Source organism: Gottfriedia sp. S16(2024), assembly GCF_050473765.1.
Lineage (GTDB): Bacteria > Bacillota > Bacilli > Bacillales > Bacillaceae_G > Gottfriedia.
In genome coordinates this window covers 1,174,863-1,190,567 of record NZ_JBFLUO010000001.1, presented here as the reverse complement: position 1 = coordinate 1,190,567, position 15,705 = coordinate 1,174,863, and the positions used below count along the sequence as shown (strand labels likewise).

Sequence of the window (15,705 nt, the reverse complement as noted above, 5' to 3'; positions counted from 1 at the left end):
TAACATTCGTCACAGTTCACGTATGAAGAGTTGAAGAATTTGTCGAAAGAAAACTCTTCTACTTCTAAATCTAGTAAACATACATTCAGTAGAGTAGAAGCACTAGTTAATAGGTTTGGAGCTAGTCAATCTTTTTTCTCAGGCGAAAAGGAGGAGTAAAATCGTGATAGACGCGAATAGGTTACTTTCTAGACTTGGGAGTAGTAAAAAACTAGCAGTACAAATTGCAGGAGCTTTAGTTTTCACTGGATCAGTAGGTACAGGAGCATATGAGGGACTTAAAGAACAAGTAACTCTTGAGGTAGACGGGAAGGAACAAGTTATTCAAACACATGCAAATACTGTGGCTGAATTATTAAAAGAACAAAATATTAATATTACGAATGCAGATGAAATATATCCGTCAGCCAAAACGAAAATATCAGATGATATGGATATTACGGTTCATTTAGCAAAACCTGTTAAACTTACGATCGATGGGCAAGAAAAAGTCATTATGACAACTGCTCAAACGGTAGAGGAATTATTAAAGGAACAAAATATTAAGATCAACCCTGATGATGTTATAATGCCTGCACTGTCAACACCGTTAGAGGAAAATGGTAAGGTATCTTACGAAAAAGCATTCCCAATGGTATTAAATGACGGAGGAGTTTCTAAAAAAGTGTTTGCAACTTCGACTACTGTCGCTGACTTTTTAGAAAAGCAGAACATTACTTTAAACGAATTTGACCGAGTTGAACCAGGTGCCGGCGAAATGATCAAACAAAATGATACAGTTCGAGTTATCCGTGTCGAAAAAGTCAACGATGTGGTGGAAGAGCCTGTAGATTTTAAAGAAAAAGAGCAAAAAGATTCTTCAATGAATAAAGATGAATCTTCGGTCATTTCAGAAGGTGTAAAAGGACTTGTTAAACGTAACTTTGAACTGATTAAAGAAAATGGTAAAGTAGTTTCTAAAACACTAGTTGATGAAACGATATTAAAAGAACCAGTTGATCGAGTAGTTGCAGTTGGAACAAAGTCTGTACCAACATCAAGTGCATTAGTAAAATCTAGTACGCCTAAATCAAGTAGTAAGGTGAAAGAAATGTCTGTTGAAGCAACTGCATATTCACCTTATGATGCGGGGATGTCAGGTGTAACAGCTTTAGGTATTAATGTACGTAAAAATCCTAACACAAAACTGATTGCAGTTGATCCAAAAGTTATTCCTTTAGGATCTAAAGTTTGGGTTGAAGGATATGGCGTTGCTATTGCTGGTGACACTGGTGGCGCAATTAAAGGCAGAAGAATCGATATTTTAATGCCTACAAAAGACGATTGTTATAATTTTGGTCGTCGTACTGTGAAAATTCGTATTATTAGTTAATATTTTTAAAATAGATCGTTGTTTGAATGAAAGTAGAAGGATAAGTCCTTCTGCTTTTTTTTATACTACTTTTAAGAGAGTATGAAGTTTTATTATCCTTATGGTATGATTACATATACTTGTATTGGTTGGAGGAACAAATGAAAATTAAAGAAATCATTGTTGTTGAAGGTAAAGATGATACGGCGGCAATTAAAAGAGCTGTGGATGCAGATACAATTGAAACAAGTGGTTCTGCTATAAATAAGGATACTTTAAAATTAATAAAGCATGCTCAGGAGACTCGAGGAGTAATTGTATTTACAGACCCTGATTATCCTGGTCAACGTATACGCTCGATTATTAAAGAGCACGTACCAGGGTGTAAGCATGCGTTTTTACCAAAGGAAGAAGCTGTTCGTTCAGGTAAAAAAGGATTAGGGATCGAGCATGCTACTAGAGAATCTATTCGAAATGCTTTAATTCATGTTAAGCAGGAATTTATCGAAGTTGAATCCGAAATTACTAAGGAAGATTTAATAGATGCTGGGTTAATTGGACATCCCTCATCAAGTGAAAGACGAGATAAACTTGGTAAAATTCTTAATATAGGTTATACAAACGGTAAGCAACTAGAGAAAAGACTGCAAATGTTTCAAATATCAAAAGATGAATTTGGGCAAGCAGTAAAAAAAGTTTTAATGGAGGAAAAATAATGAAGGATATCGCGACACCTAGTCGAACGAAAGAAATATTAGCCAAGTACGATTTCTTCTTTAAAAAAAGCTTTGGTCAAAATTTCTTAATTGATACAAATATACTAGAAAACATTGTAAGTTATGCAGACTTAACTGAAGAAAGTTGTGCAATTGAAATTGGTCCGGGAATTGGGGCATTAACTGAGCAAATTGCTAAGCGTGCTAAGAAGGTATTAGCTTTTGAAATTGATAATAGACTAATCCCAATCTTAGAAGATACACTTTCTCCATATGATAATATACAAATCGTTAATGAAGACGTTCTAAAGGCAGATGTTGAAAAAGCGATTAATGAGCATTTACCAAATGAGTCGGATATAATGGTAGTCGCAAACTTGCCTTATTATGTAACGACACCAATAATCATGAAGCTATTAACTGAAGGTTTACCAATCAGAGGAATTGTTTGTATGTTGCAAAAAGAAGTAGCTGACCGTATCTCCGCAAAGCCGGGGACAAAGGATTATGGTTCACTATCAATAGCAATACAGTTTTATACACATGCTTCAACGGTTATGACTGTACCTAGAACGGTCTTCATGCCACAGCCAAACGTTGATTCTGCTGTTATAAAGCTAGTAAAACGAGAAGAACCAGCAGCAGAGGTAATTGATGAATCATTCTTTTTTGAAGTAGTTAGAGCTAGCTTTGCGCAAAGAAGAAAAACATTAAATAATAATTTATTAAATAATTTTTCTCATCTGAAAAAAGATAAGGCAATACTTGAAGCTTGTCTTCAAGAGGCAGGTATTGAAGGCACAAGAAGAGGAGAAACTTTATCAATTCAAGAATTTGCAACATTAAGTAATAGTCTATATAAACAAGTAAAATAACGAAAAGATGATTACAACTAGTTTGTAGTCATCTTTTTTATTTGATGCTTTATATTTAGTTCTGATTCCCCACATAAGTTCAATAAACCTTCCTTTCACCCTTTTTTTTGTCCATACATAATCTAAAAAAAGAGAGCGAACTCGTAGTGTACTTAAGCAATTTTGGAGGGGAAGGCATGTGAATATTAATGTAGGGGATATAGTAGAAAGAGCATCTTATAAATATGACCTAGTTTTTCGAGTAGTGGAGGTAAAACAAATCGGGGATGAAGTCATTGCTGTTTTATATGGTGACGATTTTCGTTTAATTGCTGATTCGCCTTTATCCGACCTGCGAGTAATCATTGAATCAGAGTATCGAGAAAAAGGTAAGAGATCATCTGTTCAAATTGAGGAAAACTACAAACTATTTAAAAGGGAAGCTATGGAGCAAAAAGAAAAAAGAAGATTTCAAGCAACGAATGGATTTAGAACAGATGTAAATCTTTTTCAAATACCAGGTCGGGTTCTTCACATCGATGGAGATCCAATTTATTTAAAAAAATGTCTTGAAATGTATAATAAGATGGGTGTTCCCGTTGAGGGAATCTATTGTAAGGAAACAGAATTACCAACGAAAATTGGTTATTATTTAGATCATTATCGCCCCGATATACTAGTTATTACTGGTCATGATGCATACACAAAGGCAAAAGGGGTCGTTACTGATTTAGAAGCTTACAGACATTCAAGATATTTTGTCGAAGCTGTAAAAGAAGCGAGAAAAAAGGTTCCATCTTTAGACCACCTTGTTATTTTTGCTGGGGCATGTCAATCTCACTTTGAAGCGATTATACGTGCGGGAGCAAACTTTGCCAGCTCACCAACGAGGGTAAACATACATGCTTTAGATCCCGTTTATGTAGTTGGGAAGATAAGCTTCACATCATTTATGGATCGAGTAAATGTTTATGAAGTAGTTCGTAATACAATTACAGGTGAAAAAGGACTAGGCGGAGTAGAAACAAAAGGAATTTTAAGAACAGGGCTACCTTTCCAATCGATGGAAGAGGAATAAGGAAAAGATTTTCTACATTAACGAGAGAACTCGTTTGTAGAAAATCTTTTTTTTATTTTCATACATAATTTTTCTGATTTTCACAAATAATAATCGGGTGTTGCAAAAAAATATTGACAGGTAACCTGTATCGTTGGTATAATTTTATCTTTTTTGACTTAGTTTACATAAGATGGTATACTTGTCATAGTGAGGTGGTATGAAATGGCAAAAAAATTATCTGAAATAAAGGATACTTTAGATAGTCATGTTGGAAAACGACTTACATTGAAAGCAAACAGCGGCCGTAGAAAGACTGTGGAACGTTCCGGTGTATTAGCAGAAACATATCCATCCATATTCGTAGTACAATTAGATCAAGAAGAGAACGCATTTGAACGCTTATCTTTTAGTTATGCAGATATTTTAACAGAAACAGTTGAATTGTTTTTCTGTGATGACCATACAAGTGGACTAATGGCGAATGGGCAGTAGAATTTTCTACTGTCCTTTTCTTTTTATTATTCATGAAATTTAACAGATATACACATACTAATCATGTCGAAGTGGAAAAAGGGGGTTGCTTTTTTTGGGTAGAAGAAAAAAAGGTATCATGTCACAGGGCTTTAAAGAAGAACTTGCAAAAGATCTTGGTTTCTATGACGTCGTTCAAAAAGAAGGCTGGGGAGGCATCCGAGCGAAGGATGCCGGCAACATGGTTAAAAGGGCAATCGAATTAGCTGAGTTACAATTATCTAATAAGCAACAATAAACAATCTTCACTTCGACAAGCGAATTTGTCTACACATCAAACCGAAGCAAAATGCTTCGGTTTTTGTGAATCTTCTTAAAAGAAAATTTACTGTTCTAGCTTACTTTCATTGGGTTACATTTTTCTTATGAGTTAATTATGATACAATAGCAAAAAAGTAAGTGTTCATAAGAAGGTGAGAATAGTGAAATTAATGGTGAAGGCTCCTGCGAAAATAAATCTTTCATTAGACGTAGTAGGGAAAAGAGACGACGGTTATCATGATGTAAAAATGATCATGACAACAATCGATTTAGCCGATCGAATTGAATTAGAGCTTATTCAAGAAGATAAAATTGTCGTTACATCACATAATCGGTACGTACCTGATGATCAACGCAATTTAGCTTATCAGGCTGCGATGCTACTAAAAGAAATGTTCGGAGTTAAATTAGGAGCGCATATTTTTATTACAAAAAATATTCCTGTAGCTGCTGGTTTAGCTGGAGGTAGTTCAGATGCTGCGGCAGTACTAAGAGGTCTAAATAAGCTTTGGAATTTAAATTGTTCGTTAGATGAATTAGCGGTAATTGGTTCTAAAATCGGGTCGGACGTATCATTTTGTGTTTATGGAGGAACAGCTATAGCTACAGGTCGTGGTGAAAAGATTGAACATATCGATACACCCCCACCTTGTTGGGTTATTTTAGCGAAACCGACACAAGGCGTTTCAACAGCAACTGTTTATCAAAAGCTTAAATTAGATAATGTTCAACATCCTGATGTAAATCGTATGGTTAATGCCATTTCGAATAAAAATTACGACGATATTTGTCTGTCATTAGGAAATGTATTAGAATCAGTTACATTGCAATTACACCCTGAAGTTGCAATGATTAAAGATCAAATGAAACGTTTTGGTGCTGATGCCGTTTTAATGAGCGGAAGTGGTCCAACAGTATTTGGATTAGTTCGCCATGATTCTAGGATGAATCGTGTTTATAACGGACTAAAAGGTTTCTGCGATCAAGTATACGCCGTTCGGATGTTAGGTGAAAGGGAAAAACTTGATTAAAAACGAATATTATTATAAAATTTTTATAAAATATTCGTGATTTGAGGTGCTGCATGAAAATTAGAAGAAGCTCTCGTCTTGTAGGTATGACACACTATTTGTTGCATCATCCACAACAATTAGTATCATTAACATTTTTTGCTGATTTATATGCGTCTGCTAAATCATCAGTAAGTGAAGATTTAGGTATTATAAAACAGACGTTCGAACAGCAAGGAATTGGGACACTATTGACTGTGCCAGGAGCAGCTGGTGGTGTAAAGTATATTCCTAGTATTAGTAATCAAGAAGTAAATACAGTAATTGAAGAATTATGTGATTTACTTCAAAAACCAGACCGAGTGTTGCCTGGTGGATACTTATATATGACTGATATATTAAGCAATCCTAACTATGTTAATAGTGTAGGCCGTATGTTTGCATCTATATTCAGTAATCAAAAAATAGATATTGTTATGACAATCGCAACGAAGGGAATTCCTTTAGCGTATGCTGTTGCAAACTTTTTAAATGTACCAGTTGTAATTGTTCGTCAAGATAACAAGGTAACGGAAGGGTCAACAGTAAGTATTAACTACGTATCTGGTTCTTCAAAACGTATACAAACAATGTCATTGGCAAAAAGAAGCATCGAGGCAGGTTCAAATGTTTTAATTATCGATGATTTCATGAAAGCTGGTGGAACGGTTACTGGTATGAAAAATTTGCTTAAGGAATTTCAGGCAAATGTTGCGGGAATTGGTGTATTAGTTGAGGCAGTAAATATTGAAGAAAGATTAGTTGAAGATTATATATCACTTGTAAAGCTATCTGAGGTAAATGAAAGAGAACAGCTTATTCGAGTTGAAAGAGGCAATTTCCAAGAAGAATCATTTATTAAAACTGAAAGCTTATAGTCGTTAGATAAATAAGCTACTTGTATATAATGAAGAAGGGGAAGATACATAATGCAATTAATTCATACTGATCATGCACCAAAGGCAATTGGACCATATTCTCAAGCGATAATCGCTAACGGATTATTATACACTTCTGGACAAATTCCATTAACTGTAGAAGGAAATATTGTAGAAGGTGGAATTGAGGAACAAACAAAGCAAGTGTTTGCAAACCTTAAGGCAGTGCTAGAAGAAGCTGGAACAGACTTATCAAAAGTTATTAAAACAACTGTATTTTTAAAAGATTTAACAACTTTTGTTGACTTTAATGCTATTTATGAAGAGTTTTTCAATGGACACAAACCTGCAAGAAGCTGTGTGGAAGTTGCAAGACTACCTAAGGACGTATTAGTAGAGATCGAATGTATCGCAGTTATATAAGCCCAAAACCTGAAATTTTTTCAGGTTTTTTTTATTGTTTGGATATATTACGTAGTCAATATTAGAAAATAGAAAAATAAGTGAAAGTTAAGCAGTTGTGAATATCGTTGGTATTATGTTGAACATTTATTAATGCAACTTTTTTATTTTTTACTCTTTTTCTTAATGAATCTTGACCTACTTGCAGTTTTCTTGTTTTCTCCTTTAAATACTTATTCTTTTAAAAACCTAAATATAACGGATATTAAGTGAATCTTATTGATAATAGAATTCATTTCTTACGATCTAATAACGATTCTAAATCTTAATATGTTTGAGCGGTTTTAATTGTTTTAATTGTTTATTCTTGAGAAGTTAAAAATATTAAGGCTAATTTTTAGAAAAACAAGTTCAATCGATAGTTTATTAAAATGTTTGATATTGATTGACCCAAAAACTGATTAATAAACAACTGTTAGTTCACGCTAAGTAAAGGGCTATTAGATTAGATTTTTATTGCAGACTTTTTTTGATGAATAAGTTGATTGGAACGAAGGGGTGCTCGACTCCTATGGGATATGCGGGAAGGCTGAGACCCCGCAGGCTCACCGAGGAGGCTCAGGTCTCGCCCCATGGAAAGCGAGCACCCCGTAGTGGAAATCAACATCACTAAACTCCCTTTACGAAAATTTGATAATTAATTGACAAGGTTGTTTCCAACAGCATGAAAAAACTTGAAATTTTTTCAGGTTTTTTTTTTTTTTCACTGAAATTCAATTAAAAAATTCCGATAAATAGATTGAGGCCTCTATTTAATAAACTTTTGTAAAAATTAAATAATTTAAATAAAAAAATTTCCAAAAAGAAGGAAATTACTGATAATTGTTGAAACTTACTAATTATGGTTTAAGTTGATAAAGGTGGTGAACAAGATGGAAGTGACAGACGTAAGACTACGCCGCGTAAACACGGAGGGTCGTATGAGAGCTATTGCATCAATTACATTAGATCATGAATTTGTTGTTCATGATATTCGCGTAATCGATGGTAATAACGGTTTATTTGTAGCAATGCCAAGTAAACGTACTCCGGATGGAGAGTTCCGTGATATCGCTCATCCGATTAACTCTTCAACTCGTAGCAAAATACAGGATTCTGTACTAGCTGAATATCACCGTGTAGGTGAGTTAGAAGAAGACTTTGAAGAAGCAGGTGCTTCTTAAAAATATGACCAAAAAGAACCCATTAATGTATAATGGGTTCTTTTTTTATGGTATAATAAAATGGATGTATTTTGTGGAAAAATATTAAAATTAGCATTTTGAGCTACCAGGTATAGGTATTTAGATTGATGGAGGATGACTATGTCAAATAAATATGCGATTGTTCTAGCTGCAGGAAAAGGTACTAGAATGAAATCAAAATTATATAAAGTACTACACCCTGTTTGTGGGAAGCCTATGGTTCAACATGTTGTAGACCACGTAATATCAGTTGGTGTACAAAATATTGTAACCGTTGTAGGTCACGGAGCGGAATTAGTTAAAACACAAATAGGTGATCATAGCGAATATGCTCTACAAGATGAGCAATTAGGTACTGCACATGCTGTTATTCAAGCAGCGCCAATGTTAAAAGATAAAGAAGGAACTACTTTAGTAATCTGTGGCGACACTCCTTTAATTTCACCAGAGACAATTCAAGCTTTATTCGATGAGCATGAAAGATTACAGGCAAAAGCTACAATTTTAACAGCTCATCTTGAGGATTCAACTGGTTATGGTAGAATAATTAGGGGCGAAAATGGGTCTGTATTAAAAATTGTTGAGCATAAGGATGCAAGTCCAGAAGAGCTAACAGTTCAAGAAATAAATACAGGTACATATTGCTTTGATAATAAAGCATTATTTGAAGCATTAAACGAAGTAAATAATAATAACGCTCAAGGTGAGTACTACTTACCAGATGTTATTGAGATACTAAAAGCAAAAGGCGAAATAGTAGCTGCATATAAAACAGCAAATTTCGATGAAACATTAGGTGTAAATGATCGATATGCATTATCTATTGCAGAATCAATCATGCGCAAAAATATAAACAAAAAGCATATGTTGAACGGTGTAACGATTATTGATTCAAATAGCACATACATCTCTGCAGATGCAAAAATTGGTTCGGATACAATTATTTACCCTGGTACAATGATCTATGGAAATAGTATAATTGGAACGGGTAGTACAATTGGCCCAAATACTGAAATTATTGATAGTGAAATTGGTAATGATACAGTTATTAAACAATCGGTTGTACATGAAAGTAAAATTGGTCATTCAACTTCAGTTGGACCATTTGCTCACATTCGTCCGGCGTCAACATTAGGTGATGAAGTTCGAATTGGAAATTTTGTTGAAACTAAGAAAGTTACTTTTGGTAACGGAAGTAAAGCATCTCATTTAAGCTATATTGGTGATGCGGAAATCGGTCAAGGTGTTAATCTTGGTTGTGGCTCAATCACTGTGAATTATGACGGTAAAAACAAGTTTAAAACAACGATTGAGGACAATGTCTTTGTTGGTTGTAATTCAAATTTAATTGCACCTGTAACTGTGAAAAAAGGTTCATACATTGCAGCTGGTTCAACAATTACAGATGAAGTTCCAGAAGATTCACTAGCAATTGCAAGAGCAAGACAAGTGAACAAAGAAGGTTACTATAAAAATTAATTATAGATAAAAAGAAAAGAAAAAAAGCGGAGGGTACACGAAACATGCCTAATCATTATCCAGACAAGCATTTAAAAGTATTTACTCTAAACTCGAATCCTAAATTAGCTGAAGAAATTGCAAAACACATTGGTGTAGAGCTTGGTAAATGCTCGGTTTCTCGTTTTAGCGATGGAGAAGTGCAAATTAACATAGAGGAAAGTATCCGTGGTTGTGATGTATTTATCATTCAATCAACAAGTTTCCCTGTAAACGAAAGTATTATGGAATTATTAATTATGATTGATGCTTTAAAACGTGCATCAGCAAAAACAATTAATATTGTAATTCCTTATTACGGCTACGCTCGTCAAGATCGAAAAGCTCGTTCACGTGAGCCAATTACATCTAAGTTAGTTGCAAACCTTCTTGAAACTGCTGGTTCAACTCGAGTGATTACACTTGATTTACATGCACCACAAATTCAAGGATTCTTTGATATTCCGATTGATCATTTATTAGGTGTACCTATCCTTTCAGATTACTTTAGAAAAAAACAGCTTGAAGATATCGTAATTGTTTCTCCTGACCATGGTGGAGTAACAAGAGCACGTAAAATGGCAGATCGTCTAAAAGCTCCGATTGCTATCATTGATAAACGTCGTCCAAAACCAAATGTTTCTGAAGTTATGAACATCATCGGTAATATTGAAGGTAAAACGGCTATCTTAATTGATGATATTATTGATACAGCTGGTACAATTACACTTGCTGCTAATGCATTAGTAGAGCACGGTGCAAAAGAAGTATATGCATGTTGTACACACCCTGTATTGTCTGGACCGGCAATTGATCGTATTGAAAACTCTTGTATTAAAGAATTAGTTGTAACAAATTCAATTTGTCTTACTGAAGATAAAAAGACTGATAAACTTGTTGAATTATCAGTTGCTGGCCTATTAGGTGAAGCGATTATTCGTGTATATGAAGAGCAATCAGTAAGTACTTTATTTGATTAATATAAAAATTACATCTTTGCTTTAAAACTTATAAGAGGACGTAACCAGAAGTGGTTACGTCTTTTCGTAATATAACCAAGATTAGAATGGAGGATAATAAAATGAAGTTGTTTGTAGGATTAGGCAACCCGGGTAGAGAGTATGAAAGAACGCGACACAATATTGGTTTCATTGCGATCGATGAATTGGCTCACCGATGGGGCATTTCATTAACCCAACAAAAATTTAATGGTATTTATACTTCAGGAATTGTGAACGGAGAAAAAGTTTTCTTATTAAAACCTTTAACATATATGAACTTGTCAGGTGAATGTGTAAGACCGTTTATGGATTATTTTAATATTGATTTAGAAGATCTTGTCGTACTATATGATGAAATGGATATTCCAACCGGAAAGCTACGTCTACGTACAAAAGGAAGTGCTGGGGGTCATAATGGTATAAAGTCATTAATTCAGCATTTAGGAACACAGGAATTCCAACGTGTTCGAATTGGAGTAGATCGTCCGTCAAATGGAATGAGTGTCGTAAATCATGTATTATCAAACTTCTTTGAAGAAGAAATTGCGGAAGTAGTTGATGGTGTAAAAAGAGCCGCAGATGCATGTGAATATTTTTTAAAGCATTCTTTCGTGGATGTAATGAATCAATATAATAAAAAATAAAAAACAGGAATTTAAGCTTTCACATTGAATAAGTATAGTTAGTACAATCCATACTGTATATATGAATTTTTTTGTAGTATGGAGGAAGTAATGGAATTATTAGATTGTCAGTGTAGGTATTGTAGTAAACAAATGGGTAGTATTGAAAAACAACAGTTGTTACAAGTTTCATCTTCGTATTGTCATTCTTTCGATGAAGAATTGAGCGATTTTGTAAACTTTATTCAATCTCCTAATCAAGTAATTTATATTGTGTGCGAGGATTGCGAAATGACTCTATCTGAGTTTCCACATTACCATGAATATAAGAATTTCATAAATTAAATTGCCTTTGGTTTATAACTGAGGCGTTTTTCTGTTTTTTTCTAGACTCCGTTAAGATGGAGTGCGTTTATCTATACAAATGCCACTTAAAATGGAGCAAATTACTAAAAAACTATAAATATAAACTTCAACTAAGATTATTGTTACTTAGATTGACTGTTAGGGGAGATTGACTTCGTGATTGGTTTAATTGAACAATTTAACCAGTATAAAGATATTAAGAAAATAATAAACGGCCTAAAAAATGGGTTAAGAGAACAATTAGTTACAAACTTAACGGGGTCTGCGAAAACATTGCTTTCTGGAGCTGTTTTTAAAGAAACTGGACAAACGCAGTTAATCGTGACAAATAATCTTCTCCAAGCTCAAAAAGTATCGGAAGATCTAAAATCAGTAGTTGGGGAAGACAAAGTATTTTTATATCCTGCAAATGAACTGATTGCTTCAGAGATTGCAGTATCAAGTCCAGAGCTTAGATCACAAAGATTAATTGCCTTAAACAGTTTGATGTCAAAAAAACCGTCGGTAGTGGTTACACCTGTATCGGGATTAATTGGCTATTTGCCATCTCCAGAATTATGGTCTAGCTACCAGATCAATTTTGAAATTGGTGAAGATATCGACTTATCGAATTTGGTTTCAAAGTTTGTCCAAATGGGCTATGAACGCGTTGGGATGGTCGAAAGTAAAGGAGAATTTAGCGTACGCGGAGGAATTCTTGATATTTATCCATTAACGTATGAAGATCCTATTCGAATTGAACTCTTTGATACAGAAATCGATTCGATCCGTTCGTTTTCTCCTGATTCCCAAAGATCTATTACAAAGTATGAGAGTGTCCAAATTGGCCCAGCGACGGAAAGAATTATTTCCAAGACTGATTTGCAATTAGGAGTTCAACGAATCGAACAAGCTTTTAAAGAAACCCTATCAAAAATAAGTGACCAACAAGTAAAAGAGTTATTAGTTGAAAAGGTAACTTATGATCTTGAGCAATTAAAGCAAGGGCAATTGATTGATCAAATATATAAATATTTTGGTCTAATCTATGAAAACCAATTTAGTTTACTAGATTACGTTCCTAAGGAAACTGTTGTCGTTATTGATGAGATTTCGAGGGTCCATGAAATCGTAGAGCAGCTTAAAAAGGATGAAGCAGAGTGGTATACTTCCTTATTAGCTGAAGGAAATGCGTTACATGGAGTAAGTTTTTCACATGACTTTTTTGAATTACTACATTCGAGAAAGCGTCAACAAATTCATACGAGTCTTTTTCCAAGAAGAGTACCTCATACGCATCCAGAACAGGTAGTTTCGATTCAATGTAAATCGATGCAAGAGTTTCATGGTCAAATGAGCTTGTTAAAAAATGAATTAGACCGTTGGAAGAAAAATAAATATACAATCGTTATGCTCGGCGAAAGTGACGAAAGAACAAATAAAATTGAAAATATATTAGAAGATTACAAAATTGAAGGTAAAATTATTTCTTCTCTTGAACAAATCAAAAATGGTGAAGTATACATCATGAAAGGTGATCTTCGTTCTGGATTCGAACTTCCTTTAGAAAAATTCGTTCTAATAACAGAGCGTGAGCTATTCACGAAAAAAGCTAAGAAGAAAAAAAGAATCAATACAAAGTTATCAAATGCTGAACGAATAAAAAATTACTCAGAATTAAAAGTTGGAGATTATGTTGTTCATGTAAATCATGGTATTGGTAAGTTTTTGGGAATTGAAACATTAGAGATTAATGGTATTCATAAAGATTATTTACATATTCGATATCATGGCGACGACAAGTTATTCGTACCAATTGAACAAATTGATCAAGTTCAAAAGTATGTTGGATCTGAAGGTAAAGAGCCGAAGATTTATAAGCTTGGTGGAACTGATTGGAAAAAGGTTAAGAAGAAAGTTGAAGGCTCCGTTCAGGATATAGCTGATGACTTAATTAAGCTTTATGCAGAACGAGAAGCATCAAAAGGCTACGCTTTTTCACCTGATGGCTTGGAACAACAAGAATTTGAATCTTCATTTCCTTATCAGGAAACTGACGATCAACTTAGATCAATTCATGAAATTAAAAAGGATATGGAAAGAGAACGTCCAATGGATCGACTGCTTTGTGGTGACGTAGGATACGGAAAAACTGAAGTAGCTATTCGAGCTGCTTTTAAAGCAATTGTGGAAGGTAAGCAAGTTGCTATTTTAGTTCCTACTACAATTTTGGCACAGCAGCATTTCGAAACATTAAGGGAAAGGTTTCAAGATCACCCTATTAATATCGGTGTGTTAAATCGTTTCCGATCTCGTAAACAGCAGCTTGAAACGATGAAAGGCCTAAAAGAGGGCTCTGTCGATATAGTAGTTGGAACACATCGCCTATTATCGAAGGATATTTTATATAAAGATTTAGGACTTTTAATTATTGATGAAGAGCAAAGATTTGGTGTATCTCATAAAGAAAAAATAAAGCAACTAAAAGCAAATATAGATGTTTTAACGTTAACTGCAACTCCGATTCCTCGTACATTGCATATGTCAATGCTAGGAGTAAGAGATTTATCAGTTATTGAAACGCCACCAGAAAATCGTTTTCCGGTTCAAACATATGTAGTTGAATATAATGCTGCATTAGCGAGAGAAGCGATTGAAAGAGAGCTTGCCCGAGATGGACAAATATATTTCTTATACAATCGGGTAGAAGATATTGAACGTATGGCTGAACAGATTTCGATGCTTGTACCAGATGCAAAAGTAGCTGTAGCACATGGTCGAATGAATGAAGGCGAATTAGAATCAGTTATGTATGCCTTTTTAGATGGCCAATACGACGTATTAGTAAGCACGACGATTATCGAAACGGGCGTGGATATTCCAAATGTTAATACATTGATTGTATATGATGCAGATCGAATGGGATTATCAACACTTTATCAATTAAGAGGACGTGTAGGACGTTCGAATAGAGTAGCGTATGCTTATTTCACATATAAACAGGATAAAGTACTGACTGAAGTTGCCGAGAAGCGTCTGCAAGCAATTAAAGAATTTACAGAACTAGGTTCAGGTTTCAAAATTGCTATGCGTGACTTATCAATACGAGGTGCAGGAAATCTACTTGGAGCACAACAACACGGATTTATCGATTCGGTTGGTTTCGATTTATATTCTCAAATGTTAAAAGATGCAATCGAACAGCGTAGAGGAGTTAAGAAAGAAGATATCATTTCAATTGAAATTGACATTGAAGTTGATGCTTATTTACCTGATACGTATATTCAAGATAGTAAGCAAAAAATTGAGATGTACAAGCAATTTAGACGTGTTGAAACGTTTGAAGAGTTAAATGATTTACAAGATGAATTAATGGATCGTTTTGGTGATTTCCCGGTAGAAGTAGGCTATCTATGTCAAGTTGCTCATATTAAACTTTTAGCGATTGCAGAGCAGATTGAGCTTATTAAACAAGTTAAATCAGAAGTAAGTGTTTATTTCTCTGAGAAGGCAAGTACTAATATCGACGGTGGGAAGTTATTCCAATTATGTAATTCATTCGGAAGAGGCATTGGCCTAGGAATGGATGGATCGAAATTAAAAGTAACGCTAGACGTAAAAGGAAAAAATCCAGCTGACTGGCTTACAACGCTAGAAGGTTTAATTAATGGATTAAAGAACGTGAAAAAAGAGAGTGTAAATGCATAAGAAAGTAGTACGAATGGCTTCTTTATTTTGGTGATAAAGTCATTAAAAGTTACCAAAAAGTGCTTACAGTACTATATTTTTAGTAAAGGTGTTAAAAAATCTCACTTATTTTGTATAGAACTTTCGTTGTGTAGGATACTATCATTAATTAAGGGTGACCTTACCTCATTGTCACTCGGGTATCT

General features: G+C 34.3%; 15 protein-coding genes. All 15 read left to right on the top strand.

Features of this window, described 5'->3' with window-relative positions; genetic code table 11:
- Positions 1–163 precede the first annotated feature (163 nt).
- On the top strand, positions 164–1,372 hold the full coding sequence (locus AB1282_RS05700) for a ubiquitin-like domain-containing protein (RefSeq protein ID WP_429898685.1): 1,209 nt from the start codon (positions 164–166) through the stop codon (positions 1,370–1,372).
- A 140-nt stretch (positions 1,373–1,512) separates the two neighbouring features.
- Positions 1,513–2,067: a ribonuclease M5 gene (rnmV, locus tag AB1282_RS05695; protein ID WP_056474503.1), complete on the top strand. Its 555-nt coding sequence runs from the start codon at positions 1,513–1,515 to the stop codon at positions 2,065–2,067.
- Positions 2,067–2,942 carry a 16S rRNA (adenine(1518)-N(6)/adenine(1519)-N(6))-dimethyltransferase RsmA gene (gene rsmA / locus AB1282_RS05690; protein ID WP_429898684.1) on the top strand — a complete coding sequence of 292 codons (876 nt, stop codon included), beginning with the start codon at positions 2,067–2,069 and terminating at the stop codon, positions 2,940–2,942. The genes rnmV and rsmA overlap by 1 nt, the downstream gene beginning before the upstream one ends.
- A 178-nt stretch (positions 2,943–3,120) precedes the next feature.
- Positions 3,121–3,999: a sporulation peptidase YabG gene (gene yabG / locus AB1282_RS05685; RefSeq protein ID WP_429898683.1), complete on the top strand. Its 879-nt coding sequence runs from the start codon at positions 3,121–3,123 to the stop codon at positions 3,997–3,999.
- Positions 4,000–4,203: 204 nt separating this feature from the next.
- A complete protein-coding gene (gene veg / locus AB1282_RS05680) occupies positions 4,204–4,473 on the top strand; it encodes a biofilm formation stimulator Veg (protein ID WP_429898682.1) in 270 nt (89 codons plus the stop codon).
- Positions 4,474–4,591: 118 nt separating this feature from the next.
- Positions 4,592–4,750, top strand: a complete 159-nt coding sequence (locus AB1282_RS05675; protein WP_056474548.1) for a small, acid-soluble spore protein, alpha/beta type — start codon at positions 4,592–4,594, stop codon at positions 4,748–4,750.
- A gap of 184 nt (positions 4,751–4,934) precedes the next feature.
- A complete protein-coding gene (gene ispE / locus AB1282_RS05670; RefSeq protein WP_056474493.1) occupies positions 4,935–5,804 on the top strand; it encodes a 4-(cytidine 5'-diphospho)-2-C-methyl-D-erythritol kinase in 870 nt (289 codons plus the stop codon).
- Positions 5,805–5,857: 53 nt separating this feature from the next.
- A complete protein-coding gene (gene purR / locus AB1282_RS05665) occupies positions 5,858–6,700 on the top strand; it encodes a pur operon repressor (RefSeq protein WP_056474490.1) in 843 nt (280 codons plus the stop codon).
- Between the two features lie 51 nt (positions 6,701–6,751).
- Positions 6,752–7,123, top strand: coding sequence for a RidA family protein (locus AB1282_RS05660; protein WP_056474488.1), 372 nt, complete (start codon positions 6,752–6,754; stop codon positions 7,121–7,123).
- Positions 7,124–8,034: 911 nt separating this feature from the next.
- Positions 8,035–8,325: a septation regulator SpoVG gene (gene spoVG / locus AB1282_RS05655; protein ID WP_056474486.1), complete on the top strand. Its 291-nt coding sequence runs from the start codon at positions 8,035–8,037 to the stop codon at positions 8,323–8,325.
- A gap of 141 nt (positions 8,326–8,466) precedes the next feature.
- Positions 8,467–9,825, top strand: coding sequence for a bifunctional UDP-N-acetylglucosamine diphosphorylase/glucosamine-1-phosphate N-acetyltransferase GlmU (gene glmU, locus AB1282_RS05650; protein ID WP_429898681.1), 1,359 nt, complete (start codon positions 8,467–8,469; stop codon positions 9,823–9,825).
- A gap of 44 nt (positions 9,826–9,869) precedes the next feature.
- Positions 9,870–10,823, top strand: a complete 954-nt coding sequence (locus AB1282_RS05645) for a ribose-phosphate diphosphokinase (protein ID WP_056474480.1) — start codon at positions 9,870–9,872, stop codon at positions 10,821–10,823.
- Positions 10,824–10,924: 101 nt separating this feature from the next.
- Positions 10,925–11,488 (top strand): aminoacyl-tRNA hydrolase, encoded by a 564-nt coding sequence (pth, locus tag AB1282_RS05640; RefSeq protein ID WP_082459581.1) that lies wholly within the window; start codon positions 10,925–10,927, stop codon positions 11,486–11,488.
- 90 nt (positions 11,489–11,578) lie between these two features.
- Positions 11,579–11,812, top strand: a complete 234-nt coding sequence (locus tag AB1282_RS05635; protein ID WP_056474476.1) for an anti-sigma-F factor Fin — start codon at positions 11,579–11,581, stop codon at positions 11,810–11,812.
- Positions 11,813–11,989: 177 nt separating this feature from the next.
- Positions 11,990–15,520, top strand: a complete 3,531-nt coding sequence (mfd, locus tag AB1282_RS05630; protein ID WP_056474473.1) for a transcription-repair coupling factor — start codon at positions 11,990–11,992, stop codon at positions 15,518–15,520.
- Positions 15,521–15,705 lie beyond the last annotated feature (185 nt).